The sequence below is a fragment of the Gordonia sp. J1A genome (assembly GCF_055393515.1).
On sequence record NZ_AP041607.1, the window covers coordinates 1,107,728 to 1,124,093 of the forward strand.

The window sequence follows — 16,366 nt, forward strand, 5'->3', positions numbered from 1 at the left end:
GCTGCGGGGCGGTGCCGGCCGAACGGTGCGCATCGCGCCGACTGATCCGGCCGCACACGGTCCTTACTGGCGATTCCGGTCGTGACGCTGCCTGACCCACATGCGGATCGGGCTGTCGATGAAGAAGACCATCGCCGTGATTGCGACCATGATCACACCGGTGGCCAGGCCCTGGGCCACCACGAGGGGGCTGGTGTCCGAACTCGTCGGCATCACGACGATCGCGATGATTCCGGAGATGACGACGGTGCCGACGCGGAACCAGCGGGTGGTGGCCCATGCGGCCAGCGGGATCACGGCCCACAGCAGGTACCACGCCTGCACGAAGGGGAAGAAGATCACCACGCTCGCCATCGCGATTCCGAGGCCGCCGATCGGATGGATGCGGCCCGCGAGGCATGCCAGCAGCCAGCGGACCACGAGGACCGCCGCCATGAGCTGCCCGATGGGCCGGGCGATGTCCAGGATCGCCTGGGTCTGCTCGCCGAGGCCGAGCCACAGTCCGACGCGGCCGGCGACCACCGAGAGCAGGGTCGGCATCGACATCCACGAGCGGACGATGCCGCCGGTGCTGAGAGTGTGGGTCCATCCGAAGCCCAGGCCGGTTCCAAGGCAGGTCACCACGACCACCGCGCCGGCGACCACGCCCATCACTCCCGCGCTCGCCGCCAGGGCGGCGAGCGAACGCCGCGACCGTCGCCACCATTGACTCACCGGCGCGTGGCGCAGAGCCGGAAGCGTGGCACCCCAGCGCCGGGCCAGCGCCACGCCGACGAAGCCGAGGGCGAGCATCGACGTCACCTTGATCATCGCCGACGCCGCGATGACGGCGACACCGGCGAGCAGGATCCATCCCGCCCGTGACGGCAGCGGACGGTCGGGTCTGCGGAGACGCTGCGTGCCGTAGACGGCGCGGAACGACCATTCGAGGCCGACGAGCATCATGCCGATCATCAGGGACTCGTTGTGGATGCCGCCGACGAGGTGGAGGATGAGCAGCGGGTTGAGCGCGCCGAGCCACAGCGCTGCCACGGCCGAGACGCCGCACCGCCGTGCCAGCCGGGGCAGCGCCCAGACGATCATCAGGACACCCGCGATCGCCACCAGCCGGTGCAGCAGCACGGCGACGGTGATGTTCTCGCCGGTGATGGCGGTGATCTGCTCGCCGATCCACAGGAACAGCGGCCCGTACGGTGCCGGCGTGTCCTTCCACAGGTTCGGCACCGACAGGGTGAGCGCGTGGTCGACGCCCAGACCGCGCATCGGACTGTAGGTGTACGGGTCCATGCCCTTGTACGCGATCGCGCTCTGTGCCAGATAGGAGTAGACGTCCTTGCTGAGCAGCGGCGGCGCGATGATCAGCGGCGCCACCCACATGAGCAGGGTGCGGTCGGTCTGGCCGCGCGTCATGCGGCGTGCCGGGCTGCGGCCCTCGGCGACCTCCGCCCGGTAGCGCCCGACGGCGTATCTGCCGAGCATCACCCACGCGACGACCAGCATGATCGCGCCGCCGATGGAGATGGTCAGAGCGGTGGAGTACATCCGGGAGGGCAGCGACAGGACTCGGGTGCCGACGATCGGATTCTGCAGCACCGGAAGCATGCCGGTGCCGAGCGAACCGATCAGGATCAGAATCGATCCGGTGGTGCCGAACAGCCTGATCCGACGCATCCGCAGCGTCTCCAGGCGGTTGAGCGGGCCCACCTCGCGTTCGTCGTCGTGCATCCGCGCGACGGTGGTGCCGAAGTCGCCGATGCGGTCGGCGTCGTGCTCGACCGCCGGCTTGCCGAGGCCCACGTAATCGAGCGTCCGGCGCATGAGGGGGAGTTCTGGCACATCGAAGACTCTAACCGGTGGTGTCCGCCGCCCCGTCGGGCCGGAGATTTAGGCGACCCTTGCTAGCCCGGTGGAAGTATTTAGGTAACAATATTGTTGTGAAAAGCATGAGCGGTGACGAGCGGCAGCTGCGCGAGCAGCATGCGGAGGCGGGCGGCCACGACGGCCAGACCCGCGCCGCCGTCGTGTCGCTGCTGGTGGACGAGGGGCCGATGACCGCCGGCGACATCGCCGAGCGGTTGGGGATCTCGCCCGCGGGCGTCCGCCGTCATCTCGAGATCCTGTCGGCCGACGGGGACATCGAGGTGGCGCCGTCCGGCTTCTCCAGGGCCGGTCCCGGCAAGGGTACGCGGGGCCGCCCGGCCAAGTGGTTCCAGCTCACGCCGGCCGGCCGGGGCAAGCTCCGCCACGCCTACGACGATCTGGCCGGTGCCGTGCTGCGGAAGCTGCGCGACGTCGCCGGTCAGCAGGCGGTCGACGAGTTCGCTCATGAGCGGATCTCGGATCTCGTCTCCGGCGTCGAGCCGGCGCGCGAGTCCGGTTCGGTGATCGCGACGGTTCAGCAGATCGCCGACGCTCTCACCGCGGGCGGCTACTCGGCCGACACGCGCGAAGTCGGCGCGGGCGTCCAGATCTGCCAGCACCACTGCCCGGTCGCCCATGTGGCGTCCGAGTTCCCGGAGCTGTGTGAGGCCGAGACGGCCATGTTCACCGAGCTCCTCGGTACGCACGTGCAGCGGTTGGCGACCATCGCCAACGGCGACTGCGTGTGCACCACGCACGTTCCCGTGCATCTCACGACTCCGGAGGCCGCTCAGCCCGCAGCCTCCGACACCCCCGATGGAAAGGTTCTCCGATGACGGTCACCGATCCCGCCGCCACCCAGTTGACGCAGGAAGAGACCATTGCTTCCTTCGATCGCTACGGTTACGGCTGGTCCGACAGCGATGAGGCAGGTGCGTCCGCCAAGCGCGGTCTGTCCGAGGCCGTCGTCCGCGACATCTCGGACAAGAAGAACGAGCCCGAGTGGATGCTCGACCAACGGCTCAAGGCGCTCCGCATCTTCGACCGCAAGCCGATGCCCAGCTGGGGCGGCGACCTCGACGGCATCGACTTCGACAACATCAAGTACTTCGTGCGCTCGACCGAGAAGCAGGCCGAGTCGTGGGAGGACCTGCCCGAGGACATCAAGAACACTTACGACCGCCTCGGCATCCCGGAGGCCGAGAAGCAGCGTCTGGTCGCCGGCGTCGCCGCGCAGTACGAGTCGGAGGTCGTGTACCACCAGATCCGCGAGGATCTGGAGGAGAAAGGCGTGATCTTCCTCGACACGGACACCGGCCTGCGTGAGCACCCCGAGATCTTCCAGGAGTACTTCGGCAGCGTCATCCCCGCAGGCGACAACAAGTTCTCCGCGCTGAACACCGCGGTGTGGTCGGGCGGCTCGTTCATCTACGTTCCGCCGGGTGTCCACGTGGACATCCCGCTGCAGGCCTACTTCCGCATCAATACCGAGAACATGGGGCAGTTCGAGCGGACGTTGATCATCGTCGACGAGGACGCCTACGTCCATTACGTCGAGGGCTGCACGGCCCCGATCTACAAGTCCGACTCGCTTCATTCGGCCGTGGTCGAGATCGTCGTGAAGAAGGGCGGCCGCTGCCGCTACACGACCATCCAGAACTGGTCGAACAACGTCTACAACCTGGTCACCAAGCGTGCGAAGGCCGAAGAGGGCGCGACCATGGAGTGGATCGACGGCAACATCGGTTCCAAGGTCACCATGAAGTACCCGGCCGTGTGGCTGACCGGTGAGCACGCCAAGGGCGAGGTCCTGTCGGTGGCGTTCGCCGGCGAGGGCCAGCACCAGGACACCGGATCCAAGATGGTCCACCTGGCGCCCAACACGTCGAGCAACATCGTCAGCAAGTCCGTCGCTCGCGGCGGCGGACGGTCGTCGTACCGCGGCCTGATCAAGATCAACCCCGGCGCCCACGGCAGCCGGTCCACCGTGCAGTGCGACGCCCTGCTCGTCGATCAGATCAGCCGCAGCGACACCTACCCGTACGTCGACATCCGCGAGGACGACGTGACGATGGGACACGAGGCCACCGTCTCGAAGGTCAGCGACGATCAGCTCTTCTACCTGATGAGCCGCGGACTGACCGAGCAGGAGGCCATGGCGATGGTGGTCCGCGGATTCGTGGAGCCGATCGCCAAGGAACTCCCGATGGAATACGCACTCGAGCTCAACCGGCTCATTGAACTGCAGATGGAAGGATCGGTCGGCTGATGGCGGACGCTTCCCAGACCGCCGCCTCGCCCGTGGTGGTCAACAAGGGTGAACTCTTCACCTCCTACGACGTCGACGCCTTCGAGGTGCCGTCGCAGCGCGAAGAGGCGTGGCGCTTCACGCCGTTCCGCCGGCTGCACGGTCTGCACGACGGCACGGCGCTCGCCACCGGCACCACCTCGGTGCAGGTCAGCGGCGACGCCGAGGGCGTCACCGTCGAGACCGTCGGCCGCGAGGATCCCCGTCTCGGTGAGGCCGGGGTGCCCTTCGACAGGGTCTCCGCCCAGGCTTACTCGTCCTTCGAGAAGGCCACCGTGCTCACGATCGGCCGCGAGGCGCAGATCGCCGATCCGGTGTTCGTCACCGTCGACGGTCCGGGAGCCGACGAGGTCGCCTACTCGCACATCCAGATCCGCGCCGAGGCCTTCTCGAAGGCGGTCGTGGTTCTCGATCAGCGCGGCAGCGGCGTGATCGGCGAGAACGTCGAGATCCTCGCCGCCGACAGCGCGCATCTGACCGTCGTGAACGTCCACGAGTGGGAGGACGACGCGACCCACGTCGCCACCCACCACCTGTCGCTGGGACGTGACGCGGTCGTCAAGCACTTCGCGGTCAGCCTCGGCGGACACACCGTGCGGCTCTCGCCGCACGTGCAGTACACCGCGCCCGGCGGCGACGTCGAGCTGTGGGGACTGTACTTCGCCGACGGCGGGCAGCACCTGGAGCAGCGTCTCCTGGTGGACCACTCGCAGCCCAACTGCCGCTCGCACGTCACCTACAAGGGCGCTCTCCAGGGCGACCCGTCGGGCGACAAGCGCAAGGAGGCCCACACCGTCTGGATCGGCGACGTGCTGATCCGGCCGGCCGCCGAGGGCACCGACACCTACGAACTCAACCGGAACCTGGTGCTCACCGACAACGCCCGTGCCGACTCGGTCCCCAACCTGGAGATCGAGACCGGTGAGATCGTCGGCGCCGGTCACGCCAGCGCCACCGGCCGGTTCGACGACGAGCAGTTGTTCTACCTCCAGGCGCGCGGCATCCCCGAAGATCAGGCGCGGCGCCTCGTGGTCCGGGGCTTCTTCGGCGAGGTCCTCGCCAAGATCGCCGTCCCGGAACTGCGCGAGCGGCTCGAATCCGCGATCGAGGCCGAACTCGAGTCGGCCGGCGCCTGACCATCCACACATACTTCGACAAGGAATCACCACAGATGACGACCCTGGAAATCCGCGACCTGCACGTCGACGTCGCGCAGTCCGACGCCGACGCCGAGCCGATCCACATCCTCAAGGGTGTGAACCTCACGGTGCGCTCGGGCGAGACCCACGCGATCATGGGCCCCAACGGGTCCGGCAAGTCGACCCTCTCGTACGCCATCGCCGGTCACCCCAAGTACGAGGTCACCTCGGGATCGATCACCCTGGACGGGGAGAACGTCCTGGAGATGAGCGTCGACGAGCGTGCCCGCGCCGGACTGTTCCTGGCGATGCAGTATCCGGTGGAGGTGCCCGGCGTCTCGATGTCGAACTTCCTGCGCAGCGCGGCAACCGCCGTGCGCGGCGAGGCCCCGAAGCTGCGGCACTGGGTCAAGGAGACCAAGCAGGCGATGGCCGAACTCGAGATCGACCCCGCGTTCGGCGAGCGCAGCGTCAACGAGGGCTTCTCCGGCGGTGAGAAGAAGCGTCACGAGATCCTGCAGCTCGGGCTGCTCAAGCCGAAGATCGCGATTCTCGACGAGACCGACTCGGGTCTGGACGTGGACGCGCTGCGCATCGTCTCCGAGGGCGTGAACGCCTACAAGGAACGCGAGAACGGCGGGATCCTGCTCATCACGCACTACACGCGGATTCTGCGGTACATCAAGCCCGATTACGTCCACGTCTTCGTCGACGGCCGCGTGGTGGAGTCCGCCGGACCCGAGTTGGCCGACGAGCTCGAAGAGAACGGCTACGTGCGGTTCACCGCGGCCGCCGCGAAGTGACGGCCGCCATCTCGATCAACGCGACGAAGGGGGAGTGACATGACCACCGCAGCCGCACTCGACGTCACGGCACTGCGGGCGGACTTCCCGATCCTGTCCCGCACCGTCCGCGACGACAGGCCGCTCGTGTACCTCGACTCCGGGGCCACGTCGCAGCGGCCGCTGCAGGTGCTCGACGCCGAGCGAGACTTCCTGCTGAACCACAACGCCGCGGTTCATCGCGGTGCGCACCAGCTGGCCGAAGAGGCGACCGACGCGTACGAGCACGCGCGCGCGGCGATCGCCGGCTTCGTCGGCGTCGCCGTCGACGAGGTGGTCTTCACCAAGAACGCCACCGAGGCGCTCAACCTGGTGGCGTACACCCTCGGCGATGACCGTTCGGCGCCGGTCTTCGGCGGCAGGGCCCTCGGCCCCGGTGACACGATCGTGGTGACCGAACTGGAGCATCACGCGAATCTGGTGCCGTGGCAGGAGCTGTGCCGCCGCACCGGAGCGACCCTGCGCTGGTACGGAGTGACGGCCGAGGGCCGCATCGACATGGACTCGCTGGTACTCGACGAGTCGGTGAAGGTGGTCGCGTTCACTCATCAGTCGAATGTCACCGGCGCCGTCGCCGACGTCGCCGAACTGGTGCGCCGCGCTCACGAGGTGGATGCGCTGGCGGTGCTCGACGCCTGCCAGTCGGTGCCTCACATGCCCGTCGACTTCGCGGCTCTCGGGGTCGACTTCGCGGCCTTCTCCGGGCACAAGATGCTGGGTCCGTCGGGTGTCGGCGTGCTGTACGGCCGCGCTTCGCTGCTGGCTCAGCTGCCGCCCTTCCTCACCGGCGGTTCGATGATCGAGACGGTCACCATGGAGGTGTCCACGTATGCCGCGCCGCCGCAGCGTTTCGAGGCGGGCGTCCCGATGACCTCTCAGGTCGTCGGTCTGGGCGCGGCCGTGGAATACCTCGAGAAGATCGGTATGGACAACGTCGCCGCGCACGAGCACGAGCTCACCGCGCACGCGCTGGAGCGGCTGACGGCGATCGACGGTCTGCGCATCGTCGGTCCCACCACCGCCGAGCGGCGAGGCGGCGCGGTCTCGTTCGACGTCGAGGGCATCCACGCCCACGACCTCGGCCAGATCCTCGACGACGAGGGGGTCGCGATCCGCGTCGGACACCACTGCGCCTGGCCTCTGCACCGGGCCTTCGGCGTTCAGGCCAGTGCGCGCGCATCGTTCGCCGTGTACAACACGCTCGACGAGGTGGACGCGCTCGCCGACGCGATCGGCGTCGCCCAGCGGTTCTTCGGGGGTCGCTGATGCGGATGGAGCAGATGTACCAGGAGGTGATCCTGGACCACTACAAGCATCCGCACGGCCGTGGTCTGCGGGATCCGTACGGCGCCGAGGTGCACCACGTGAACCCGACGTGCGGTGACGAGGTGACGCTGCGGGTGTCGGTGGTCGACGACGCGGTCGCCGACATCTCATACGACGGCCAGGGCTGCTCGATCTCCCAGGCCTCGACCTCGGTGCTCTACGACCAGGTGGTCGGGCTGCCCGTCGACGAGGCGCTCGCCACCGTCGATTCGTTCAACGCCATGATGACCTCGCGCGGGACCGATCCCGGCGATGAGGAGGTCATCGGCGACGGCATCGCGCTCGCCGGTGTCAGCAAGTATCCGGCGCGCGTCAAGTGTGCTCTGCTCGGGTGGATGGCGTTCAAGGACGCGCTCTCGCAGAGCCTCGCCACTGAAGTCCCCGATCCCGCCTAGGAGCGACCAATGACCGAGACCAACACCGAAACCACTGCGCCGGCCGAGCCGGTCGCCACCTCGCTCCCGTCGATCGACGACGTCGAGGAGGCGATGCGCGACGTCGTCGACCCGGAGCTGGGCATCAACGTCGTCGACCTCGGGCTCGTGTACGACGTCGCGATCGACCAGGACGCGGCGGTGAAGCTCGATATGACCCTCACCTCGCCGGCGTGCCCGCTCACCGACGTCATCGAGGACCAGACGCGCAATGTGCTGGTGACCTCCGGTCTGTGCACCGAGGTCGACATCAACTGGGTGTGGATCCCGGCGTGGGGGCCCGACAAGATCACCGACGACGGACGCGAGCAGCTGCGCGCCCTCGGCTTCACGGTCTGACCGGAGGCCGCTCGAGCGCCGTGACCGCGGCGCTCCCGAACGGCGACGATCACCGGCACGCGCTCCGCGTGCTGGTGGGTCTGGTCGTTCCCACTGTCGCACTTCTCGTCGCCGGGCGTCCGGAGCTGTTGGTCTACGCCGTCTTCGGTGCCTTCGCAGGCATGTACGGCCGGGGAGAGGGCGGTCGGCGCCGGATCACGCATCAGCTGCAGGCGGCCGGTCTCCTGACGGCGGGCAGCGCGATCGGCGTCGGTCTCTCCGCAGTCTCCGCGCCCGTCTGGGCACTCGTGGTGGCCGAGACGGCGTTCGCGGTCGTGGGCTCGCTGCTCGCCGACGCGGTGCGGCTGCGTCCGGCGGGCCCGTTCTTCTTCATCTTCGCGCTGGGCGCCACCGCGACTGTCCCGGCGGGGCTGGTGGCTCCCGGGGCGGCCGTGGCGATCTGCGCAGGCACGGCACTGCTCGCCGTGGCGATCGGAGCGGTCGGTACCCCGGCGCCGTTGCGGGGCAGGCACGGGTGGTTCGCTTGAGTCCGCTCGGTGGTGCGCAGTCCGCCTGCCGGGGTGCGCCTGCACGCGGTCCGGTACGGCGTGGCCGTGGGGACGGCCGGGTCCATCGGATTGGCGATGGGCTTCGAGCACGCGAATTGGGCGATGGCCGCCGCGGCCGTTCCGCTCGCTGTGATCGACACCGGCCGCCCGGGCGATGCGGAGGTACGCCGAGTCCTCACCCGCGCCGCGCATCGGACAGTCGGCACGATGGCCGGACTCCTGCTGGCGGCGGCGCTCCTGGCACTGGATCTGGGTGCCGGTGCGGTGGCGGTGATCGCGGTCCTTCTGCTCTGGCCGACAGAGTTGTTCATGACGCGCCACTATGCGGTCGCCATCGGGTTCTTCACGCCGCTCATCATGCTGATGACCGAGCTCACCGCTCCGTCGCCGCCGCTGCGGATGCTCACCTTCCGCGCCGTGGACACGTTGATCGGCGTGGCCGTCGGCGTTCTCGTCGCCCTGGTGATCCGCCTGCCCGATCGACGAAGCAGACTGCCCGCCTTCGACGTCCCCCTCGATCCCGTCGGGCTCGATCGGCCGGAAGGAGACGGTCACTCGGGAAGGTGAGCGCGTTCGCCGTCCCGGTCGAAGATCGTCAGAATCTCGGCGGTGGTCCCGTGGGCGACGAAGGCATGCGGCGTCATCGTCGAGAACTCGGCCGCCTCGCCGGCCTGGACGTAGATGATCCGCTCACCGAGAGCCAGCCGCACGCTGCCGGAGAGCACGGTGAACCACTCATGACCGGGATGCACGCGAGGTGTGGGCCACTCCGCCGGCGGTTGGAGCCGCATCTTGGCGACGACGACGCCGGCATCGGCGCGATCGCGCGAGAGGAGCCACGTGATCGCGTCTCCGGCGGAGTGGGCTTCCGGCCGGATGACCACGTCTTCATCGGAGACGGGTTCGACGAGCTGGTCGAGAGACACCCCGAGCGCACGGGCGATCGGCACCAGTTGGTCGAGGGCTACGCGGCGCCCGCCGGTCTCGATCCGGGAGAGCGTCGACGCGCTCATGTCGCATCGGCGGGCGAGTGAGTCGAGGGTCCATCCGCGGGCGAGCCGAAGACTCCGAATCCGGCTCCGCACCAGGGCGTCCAGGTCGGGATCGGAACGGCGATCGAGTTCTTGCGTCATGCGCAAGAGTGTATGCGTTATCTGCAATACCGCGCATACGGTCGATCCATGACGAATTCACGGGAGGCCGGCCCGAACCGGCAGTACGACGTGCTCATCGCGGGCGGGGGACCGGCGGGACTCGGCGCCGCGGTGACCCTGGGCCGCTCACTGCGGACCGTCCTCGTGGTGGACGCGGGTGAACAGCGCAATCGGCCCGCCGAGGCTGCGCACAACGTGCTGGGCCGCGAGGGTACGGCACCCACCGATCTGCTGGCGGCCGGTCGAGCCGAGGCGGCCGGGTACGGCGCCGAGATATTCGAGGGAACCGTGCTCAGTGCCGAGCGCATCTCCGGCGGGTTCACGCTGAGCCTCTCGTCCGGGGAGACGGTCGGTGCGTGCCGGGTGCTCCTGGCGACCGGAGCGGTGGACGAACTGCCCGCGATCGAGGGACTGGCCGCTGGTTGGGGGCGGACAGTGCTGCACTGTCCGTACTGCCACGGTTGGGAGGTTCGCGGACGGCGTATCGGCGTGGTCGCGACGAGCCCGATGGCTGAACACCAGGCGCTGCTGTTCCGGCAACTCAGCGAGCATGTGACGGTCTTCGATCACGAGTCCGTCCTCGGTGCGCAAGCGCGTGAACGCTTGACGGCGATGGACGTCCCGGTCGTCGACGGCCGCGTCGACCGGGTGCTGACCGACGGCGACCGAGTCCGGTCCGTCCGTGTCGCGGGTGCGGCGTACGAGGTGGACGCCGTCGCGGTGGCGACCCGCGTACACGCGCGGGGAGAGCTGTTCCAGACCCTGGGCGGCCGCGTGTCGGACCACCCGTTCGGAACGTACATCGAGACCGATGCGACGGGCCGGACGGCAGTCGACGGAGTGTGGGCGGCGGGCAACGCGCGCGACCCGATGGCGATGGTGGGCGCGGCCGCCGCGTCCGGGGTGGCGGCGGGTGCGGCGATCAACGCCGACCTCGTGGACGAGGCGGTCCGGCGGGCCGTCGGCGCGGAACCCCGCGTGGAGAAGTGCCGCGTGCAGGAATAGCACGGCGGCGGATCCGGTTAGATACAGACATGGCAACAATTGATCTGACCGGTGACGACTTCGAGCAGACGATCGTCGACAACGACATCGTCCTCGTGGACTTCTGGGCGAGCTGGTGCGGCCCGTGCCGGCAGTTCGCACCCACGTACAAAGCGGCCTCCGAAAAGCACGACGACATCGTCTTCGGCAAGGTCGACACCGAGGCCGAGCAGCAGTTGGCGGCGGCCGCGAGCATCCGCTCCATCCCGACCATCATGGCGTTCAAGCAGGGTCGGTTGGTCTTCAACGAGGCCGGTGCGCTGCCTCCCCAGGCGCTCGACAGCCTGATCGACCAGGTGAAGGCACTCGACGTCGAGCAGGCCCTCAAGGAGAGCGGCCAGGAGTGACCGGTCGGGACTGACACGGGTGCCACGCCCGGCGAGTGACGGTGTCATTCGCCGGGCGTAGTGCTGTTCGTGGGTCCGGGCCGGGCCCTTTAGGATCTGCCTATGCAGTGGAAACGAGCGGCCGCGGCCGCCGGAGCAGTCGTCAGCCTCTCGGCGGTCACCGCGTGCACCGTGGACGGCACCGCGACGCGCGGACCGATCCAGCTCGATACGGGGAAGTACGCGACCAGTCTGCAGCCTGCTGCGGGGACCGCTGATACGGAGTCGGAGATGAACCGGCTGCGGGCCATGCGGCTGGGCGAAGACATCGCGTTCCGTGACGAGGTCGATCCGGTGCTGACCAAGTTCAGCATGCCGACCTACCCGATCTCCGGCGCGAGCGGACTGCGGGGCGTCTTCTCCGATGCGGCCGACCTGCCGGTCTCGCAGAAGCTGCGTTACGGCTTCACCATGGCCGGCGGGGCGCCGGACGACAGCGACGGTAAGAACCTGCATCAGGGGCTCAATCATGCCGTGCTGGTGTATCCCGATGCGGAGACGGCCGGCGAGGCCGTGTCGGCGATGTCCGGCCAGATGCTCAAGAAGACCTACGGTTCACCGATGCGGCGCACCGACGTCCCGGGGATGCCCGCCGAGACGGTGGCGCTCACGGGGAAGTCGAGCGGCGGCGGTCAGATCACCGTGGCGTTCACCCCGGTGGCAGAGAAGGTGGTCTACACCTGGGCCGACGCCGACGACGGCGGATGGACTCTCGCCGCGGTGCGGTCTGCCTTCACGAAGCAGAAAGCCCTGCTCGATGCGATGAAACCGATCAGCGACGACAAGCGGATCGACCCGAACGGCCTGTTGCGCGCCGTGCTGCCGACGGAGTCGAACGGCGGTTCCGCCTTCTCCGGCTCGGTCGCCGGACCGCGGGCCATCTCGCAGCTGGCGAGCAAGTCGACCGCCACCTTCGCCGACTTGCAGAAGACCGGCGTCACCGAGGCCGCGGTCGGGGGCTCCCTGGTCTTCCGCGCCGGCGGCGACGACCAGGCCGCAGAACTGCTCAAAACCCTCTCCGACGACTCCGACGATCCGACCGCCAAGAAGGCCGACAGCCCGCAGGATCTGCCGTCGGCGGTGTGTCAGACCAGCAAGTCCTCGTTCGGCGACGATCAAGCGACCTGCTTCGTCGCCTACGGCAGCTACGCGGCCCAGGCGGACGGCTCCGATCTGCATGAGGCGCAGCAGAAGATCTCGGCGCAGTACCTGCTGCTGAAACAGCTCTAGCCCTCCTCAGCCGACCCCGACGCTCAGACGACCATGAGGCGGACCACTTCGACGGCGGCGCGGGCCGAGGCGACGGCGACGCGGGCCTTCAGCCGCGGCGGGGACCGCCGGAACACCGCCGCCATCGCGCGCAGCACGCCGGGGGCGTCGGCGTGCGACGACACATAGGCGCGCTGCAGCGGAACCGGGACGCCGAAGAAGGCGTCGAAGAAGCCGACGAGTTCGGCCGGTCTGAGCCGGATGAGGACCAGCAGTCCCAGCAGTCGGAGCGTGAACGCGATACGAGCGGCGCGAGGCCACAACGCGGCGCGTGGATCCCGACGGCCGGCGACAGCCTCGACGACCAGATCAGCGGCGCGCAGAGACTGCGCGACGCTGTATCCGGTCGCCGGATTCATCAGACCGCCGACCGCGCCGATCGCCAGGGCGCCGTCGCCACGCCACGGTCGTGCGTTCGGGTACATCGGAAAATCGACGATCTCGTCCATCCCGCCGTGCTGAACCTCCTCGTCGCCGGTCGGCGCGGACAGACGCAGGCGCAGGCGCGCTCGACGGGCCAGTTCGGCGATGCCCAGGGGCGGGCGGGCGGCCAGGCAGGTCTCCTCGACGAGGCGTCCGCGAGCGGTGTCGATCCGGTAGCTGAACGAGGCCGGGCCCGATGAGGTGAGGTTCGATGAGACGGCGTTCGGCCCGGTATCGGCGGGCCGCCAGTCCATCAGCACGGTGGTGTCGGGGTCGTCGCCGCCGTCCGTCGCCCCGACCCGGCCCGCGAGGATTCCGACGGCGGTCTGGCGCGGCGTGTCGGCTCGGCGGTGCCCGGCGGTGCCGCGGGCGTCGACCACATGTCGGCCGGCGAGTACGGAGCCGTCGGCGAGCGTGACCGACGTCGCGGTGAGAGCGGTCGCCGACGAGGCCACGACCGTCACCTCCGACAGCGACAGGGACTGCTGGAACCGCTCCGAGTGGAGCACCAGGTACCCGCGGTCCACCACCCGCCGCTGCGGGGTGAAGACGCAGAACTCGGCGCTGCGGGCGGCCACCGTCCCGGGGTCGAGCCAGGCCGGTGCGTCGTCGGCGTACATGCCGAAGGTCTGCCGCCACACCCGGTGCGGCGCCGGGTCGACGAGCGTCGCGCGCAGCCCCGCCGCGGCGGCGCGGTACGCGAGCGAGCGCCCCGCGGGCCCGGCGCCCACGACGATGACGTCGGCGCTGGGCCCCTCGACGGGCGCGGTCACATCCCGCCGGTGGCCAGCTTGCCGCCGTCGACGCGGATCGTCTCACCGGTGATCCACGACGCCGCGTCGCTCACCAGGAAGGCCACCGTGGCCGCGATGTCCTCGGGAGTGCCCACCCGGTTCATCGGGTAGGTCTGCCCCACGACGTCCTCACCGGCCGCGAGAAGGACGTCGGCGAACTTGGTCTTCACCACGCCGGGGGCGACGGCGTTCACCCGGATCGACGGACCGAGCTGCCACGCGAGCTCCTCGGTGAGGTGGATCAGCGCGGCCTTGGACGCGCCGTAGGCCGCGATCAACCCGGTCGGCCGCAGGCCCGCGATCGACGCGATGTTGACGACGGCACCGCCCGAGTCCTTCATTCCCGCTCGGTACGCCTCCTGGACATAGCCGAGAGCCGCGACGACGTTGGTGTCGAAGGTCTTGCGCACCGCCCCGAGATCGGCGTCCATGAGCGGACCCGCGGTCGGATTGATCCCCGTGTTGTTGACGAGGATGTCGATACCGCCGTTCGCCACGGCCGCCGCGACCGCGTCCGCGCGGTGCTCGGGATCGCCGGTGTTGCCCGCGACCGCGGTGACCACCGAACCGGGGACCGCGTCGCGCAGCGCTGCCGCAGCCTCGTCGAGGGGCTCGGGTTTGCGGCCGGTGACGACCACCGCGGCACCTCGGCGCGCGAGTTCGAGGGCGATGGCGTACCCGATGCCTCGGCTGCCGCCGGTGACGAGCGCGGAACGGCCGGTGAGATCGGTGGAGGCTGTATCAGTCATGGCTCAACGGTAGTCCGGGCGCGGGTCCGAGTCCGCGGCCGTCCATGCGCCGAGAACCGATTCGGGGACCGGGCCCGTCATCGGTAGACTGGATCGACGTGATCACCGCGACCGACCTGGAAGTACGAGCGGGCGCGAGGACTCTTCTTTCGGCGCCCGGAGACCACCTGCGCATTCAGCCGGGCGACCGCATCGGGCTGGTCGGCCGGAACGGCGCGGGCAAGACCACCTCGCTGCGCATCCTCGCCGGCGAGACGCAGCCGTACGCCGGAACCGTCCGCACCTCCGGCCCGGTCGGTTACCTGCCGCAGGATCCCAAGGAGGGCGACCTCGACGTCCTCGCGAAGGACCGCGTGCTGTCCGCGCGCGGACTGGACGAGATCCTCGCCTCGATGGGCAAGCAGCAGGCGCTGATGGAGGAGGCCGCGGACGACAGGGTCCGCGACCGTGCGATCGCCAAGTACGCCCGTCTCGAGGAGAGGTTCTCGGCGCTCGGCGGTTACGAGGCCGAAAGCGACGCCGCCCGCATCTGCAACAGCCTCGGTCTGCCCGACCGTGTGCTCGGGCAACCGCTGCGTACCCTCTCCGGCGGTCAGCGTCGCCGGATCGAGTTGGCGCGCATCCTGTTCGCGGCGTCGGACGGCTCGGGCAAGTCGGATACCACGCTGCTCCTCGACGAGCCGACCAACCACCTCGACGCCGACTCGATCGCCTGGCTGCGGACGTTCCTGCAGAACCACGAGGGCGGCCTCGTCGTCATCAGCCACGACGTCGACCTGCTGGCCGACGTGGTGAACCGTGTGTGGTTCCTCGATGCGGTCCGCGGTGAGGCCGACGTCTACAACATGGGCTGGAAGCGGTACCTGGACGCCCGCGCGACCGACGAGCAGCGCCGCAAGCGCGAGCGGGCCAACGCCGAGAAGAAGGCCGGGGCGCTGCGCGTGCAGGCGGCCAAGCTGGGGGCGAAGGCGACCAAGGCCACCGCGGCGCAGCAGATGCTCAAACGTGCCGAGCGCATGATGGACGAGCTCGACGAGGTGCGGGTGGCCGACAAGACCGCGCACATCCGGTTCCCGGAGCCGGCGGCGTGCGGCAAGACGCCGCTGATGGCGTCGAATCTGACCAAGGTGTACGGCTCGCTGGAGATCTTCACCGGCGTCGACCTCGCGATCGACAAGGGGAGCCGGGTGGTGATCCTCGGCCTCAACGGCGCGGGCAAGACCACGCTGCTCAAGTTGCTCGCCGGTGTGGAGAAACCCGACCTCGGTGAACTGGAGCCGGGTCGCGGCCTCAAGATCGGGTACTTCGCACAGGAGCACGACACCCTCGACGACGACGCGACGGTCTGGGAGAACATCCGGCACGCGGCGCCCGACGCCGGTGAACAGGATCTGCGGGGGCTGCTCGGAGCGTTCATGTTCACCGGTCCGCAGCTGGACCAGCCGGCCGGGACGCTCTCGGGCGGTGAGAAGACCCGTCTGGCGCTCGCCGGGCTGGTGTCCTCGGCCGCCAACGTCCTGCTGCTCGACGAGCCGACGAACAACCTCGATCCGGTCTCCCGAGAGCAGGTGCTGGAGGCACTGCGCAGTTACACCGGGGCCGTGGTTCTGGTGACACACGACCCCGGTGCCGCGGAGGCTCTGGAGCCTCAGCGGGTGATCCTCCTGCCCGACGGCACCGAGGACCACTGGTCCGACGAATACCAGGAGCTCATCGAGCTCGCCTGAGCGGACGCGCCCCCGGTGCGCCGG

The 16,366-nt window shown here is 69.2% G+C and carries 17 protein-coding genes; 13 read left to right on the forward strand and 4 right to left on the reverse strand.

Annotated features, from left to right (window positions below):
• Nucleotides 1–63 precede the first annotated feature (63 nt).
• On the reverse strand, nucleotides 64–1,818 hold the full coding sequence (gene mptB / locus ACZ5QD_RS05180; RefSeq protein WP_464367259.1) for a polyprenol phosphomannose-dependent alpha 1,6 mannosyltransferase MptB: 1,755 nt from the start codon (nucleotides 1,816–1,818) through the stop codon (nucleotides 64–66).
• 125 nt (nucleotides 1,819–1,943) lie between these two features.
• Between mptB and ACZ5QD_RS05185 the strand changes: the two genes are divergently transcribed.
• From ACZ5QD_RS05185 to ACZ5QD_RS05225, 9 genes are read left to right on the forward strand one after another with little or no spacing between them, the layout of a single operon-like run.
• Nucleotides 1,944–2,696, forward strand: a complete 753-nt coding sequence (locus ACZ5QD_RS05185; protein ID WP_006894861.1) for a helix-turn-helix transcriptional regulator — start codon at nucleotides 1,944–1,946, stop codon at nucleotides 2,694–2,696.
• A complete protein-coding gene (gene sufB, locus ACZ5QD_RS05190) occupies nucleotides 2,693–4,129 on the forward strand; it encodes a Fe-S cluster assembly protein SufB (protein ID WP_006894862.1) in 1,437 nt (478 codons plus the stop codon). The genes ACZ5QD_RS05185 and sufB overlap by 4 nt, the downstream gene beginning before the upstream one ends.
• Nucleotides 4,129–5,304, forward strand: a complete 1,176-nt coding sequence (gene sufD / locus ACZ5QD_RS05195; RefSeq protein WP_433821218.1) for a Fe-S cluster assembly protein SufD — start codon at nucleotides 4,129–4,131, stop codon at nucleotides 5,302–5,304. Before sufB ends, sufD begins: the two co-directional genes overlap by 1 nt.
• Before the next feature lie 35 nt (nucleotides 5,305–5,339).
• On the forward strand, nucleotides 5,340–6,110 hold the full coding sequence (gene sufC / locus ACZ5QD_RS05200; protein WP_006894864.1) for a Fe-S cluster assembly ATPase SufC: 771 nt from the start codon (nucleotides 5,340–5,342) through the stop codon (nucleotides 6,108–6,110).
• 39 nt (nucleotides 6,111–6,149) lie between these two features.
• On the forward strand, nucleotides 6,150–7,415 hold the full coding sequence (locus tag ACZ5QD_RS05205; RefSeq protein WP_006894865.1) for a cysteine desulfurase: 1,266 nt from the start codon (nucleotides 6,150–6,152) through the stop codon (nucleotides 7,413–7,415).
• Entirely contained in the window at nucleotides 7,415–7,870 is a 456-nt protein-coding gene (gene sufU / locus ACZ5QD_RS05210; protein WP_464367151.1) for a Fe-S cluster assembly sulfur transfer protein SufU, read from the forward strand. Before ACZ5QD_RS05205 ends, sufU begins: the two co-directional genes overlap by 1 nt.
• Before the next feature lie 9 nt (nucleotides 7,871–7,879).
• Nucleotides 7,880–8,248 (forward strand): metal-sulfur cluster assembly factor, encoded by a 369-nt coding sequence (locus ACZ5QD_RS05215; RefSeq protein ID WP_006894867.1) that lies wholly within the window; start codon nucleotides 7,880–7,882, stop codon nucleotides 8,246–8,248.
• A 20-nt stretch (nucleotides 8,249–8,268) separates the two neighbouring features.
• The gene (locus tag ACZ5QD_RS05220; protein WP_412475694.1) at nucleotides 8,269–8,775 is read left to right on the forward strand and encodes a hypothetical protein; all 507 of its coding nucleotides are present in this window, start codon (nucleotides 8,269–8,271) and stop codon (nucleotides 8,773–8,775) included.
• A 9-nt stretch (nucleotides 8,776–8,784) separates the two neighbouring features.
• Nucleotides 8,785–9,363: an FUSC family protein gene (locus ACZ5QD_RS05225; RefSeq protein WP_412475695.1), complete on the forward strand. Its 579-nt coding sequence runs from the start codon at nucleotides 8,785–8,787 to the stop codon at nucleotides 9,361–9,363.
• On the opposite strand, the gene ACZ5QD_RS05230 is transcribed toward ACZ5QD_RS05225, so the two are convergent.
• Nucleotides 9,348–9,929, reverse strand: coding sequence for a helix-turn-helix domain-containing protein (locus ACZ5QD_RS05230; RefSeq protein WP_006894869.1), 582 nt, complete (start codon nucleotides 9,927–9,929; stop codon nucleotides 9,348–9,350). The two genes, ACZ5QD_RS05225 and ACZ5QD_RS05230, sit on opposite strands and share 16 nt — an antisense overlap.
• A gap of 48 nt (nucleotides 9,930–9,977) precedes the next feature.
• On the opposite strand from ACZ5QD_RS05230, the gene ACZ5QD_RS05235 reads away from it, so the two are divergent.
• The 3 genes from ACZ5QD_RS05235 (at nucleotide 9,978) to ACZ5QD_RS05245 (ending at nucleotide 12,610) form a co-directional block, all read left to right on the forward strand.
• On the forward strand, nucleotides 9,978–10,955 hold the full coding sequence (locus ACZ5QD_RS05235) for an NAD(P)/FAD-dependent oxidoreductase (protein ID WP_062367499.1): 978 nt from the start codon (nucleotides 9,978–9,980) through the stop codon (nucleotides 10,953–10,955).
• Nucleotides 10,956–10,984: 29 nt separating this feature from the next.
• Nucleotides 10,985–11,341, forward strand: coding sequence for a thioredoxin (gene trxA / locus ACZ5QD_RS05240; RefSeq protein WP_062367498.1), 357 nt, complete (start codon nucleotides 10,985–10,987; stop codon nucleotides 11,339–11,341).
• A gap of 102 nt (nucleotides 11,342–11,443) precedes the next feature.
• Nucleotides 11,444–12,610, forward strand: coding sequence for a DUF7373 family lipoprotein (locus tag ACZ5QD_RS05245; protein ID WP_006894872.1), 1,167 nt, complete (start codon nucleotides 11,444–11,446; stop codon nucleotides 12,608–12,610).
• Between the two features lie 23 nt (nucleotides 12,611–12,633).
• Here ACZ5QD_RS05245 and ACZ5QD_RS05250 read toward each other — a convergent pair whose 3' ends face one another.
• A complete protein-coding gene (locus ACZ5QD_RS05250) occupies nucleotides 12,634–13,845 on the reverse strand; it encodes a lycopene cyclase family protein (RefSeq protein WP_412475696.1) in 1,212 nt (403 codons plus the stop codon).
• A complete protein-coding gene (locus tag ACZ5QD_RS05255) occupies nucleotides 13,842–14,615 on the reverse strand; it encodes an SDR family oxidoreductase (RefSeq protein WP_062367495.1) in 774 nt (257 codons plus the stop codon). Before ACZ5QD_RS05255 ends, ACZ5QD_RS05250 begins: the two co-directional genes overlap by 4 nt.
• Before the next feature lie 98 nt (nucleotides 14,616–14,713).
• On the opposite strand from ACZ5QD_RS05255, the gene ACZ5QD_RS05260 reads away from it, so the two are divergent.
• Entirely contained in the window at nucleotides 14,714–16,342 is a 1,629-nt protein-coding gene (locus ACZ5QD_RS05260; protein ID WP_045540187.1) for an ABC-F family ATP-binding cassette domain-containing protein, read from the forward strand.
• Nucleotides 16,343–16,366: the final 24 nt, after the last annotated feature.

Coding starts and splice junctions, on each gene's coding strand:
- ACZ5QD_RS05235 (WP_062367499.1), top strand. CDS start 9,978: ATGACGAATTCACGGGAGGCCGGCCCGAACCGGCAGTACGACGTGCTC.
- sufB (WP_006894862.1), top strand. CDS start 2,693: ATGACGGTCACCGATCCCGCCGCCACCCAGTTGACGCAGGAAGAGACC.
- trxA (WP_062367498.1), top strand. CDS start 10,985: ATGGCAACAATTGATCTGACCGGTGACGACTTCGAGCAGACGATCGTC.
- sufU (WP_464367151.1), top strand. CDS start 7,415: ATGCGGATGGAGCAGATGTACCAGGAGGTGATCCTGGACCACTACAAG.
- mptB (WP_464367259.1), bottom strand. CDS start 1,818: ATGCGCCGGACGCTCGATTACGTGGGCCTCGGCAAGCCGGCGGTCGAG.
- ACZ5QD_RS05230 (WP_006894869.1), bottom strand. CDS start 9,929: ATGACGCAAGAACTCGATCGCCGTTCCGATCCCGACCTGGACGCCCTG.
- ACZ5QD_RS05215 (WP_006894867.1), top strand. CDS start 7,880: ATGACCGAGACCAACACCGAAACCACTGCGCCGGCCGAGCCGGTCGCC.
- ACZ5QD_RS05185 (WP_006894861.1), top strand. CDS start 1,944: ATGAGCGGTGACGAGCGGCAGCTGCGCGAGCAGCATGCGGAGGCGGGC.
- sufD (WP_433821218.1), top strand. CDS start 4,129: ATGGCGGACGCTTCCCAGACCGCCGCCTCGCCCGTGGTGGTCAACAAG.
- sufC (WP_006894864.1), top strand. CDS start 5,340: ATGACGACCCTGGAAATCCGCGACCTGCACGTCGACGTCGCGCAGTCC.
- ACZ5QD_RS05245 (WP_006894872.1), top strand. CDS start 11,444: ATGCAGTGGAAACGAGCGGCCGCGGCCGCCGGAGCAGTCGTCAGCCTC.
- ACZ5QD_RS05255 (WP_062367495.1), bottom strand. CDS start 14,615: ATGACTGATACAGCCTCCACCGATCTCACCGGCCGTTCCGCGCTCGTC.
- ACZ5QD_RS05205 (WP_006894865.1), top strand. CDS start 6,150: ATGACCACCGCAGCCGCACTCGACGTCACGGCACTGCGGGCGGACTTC.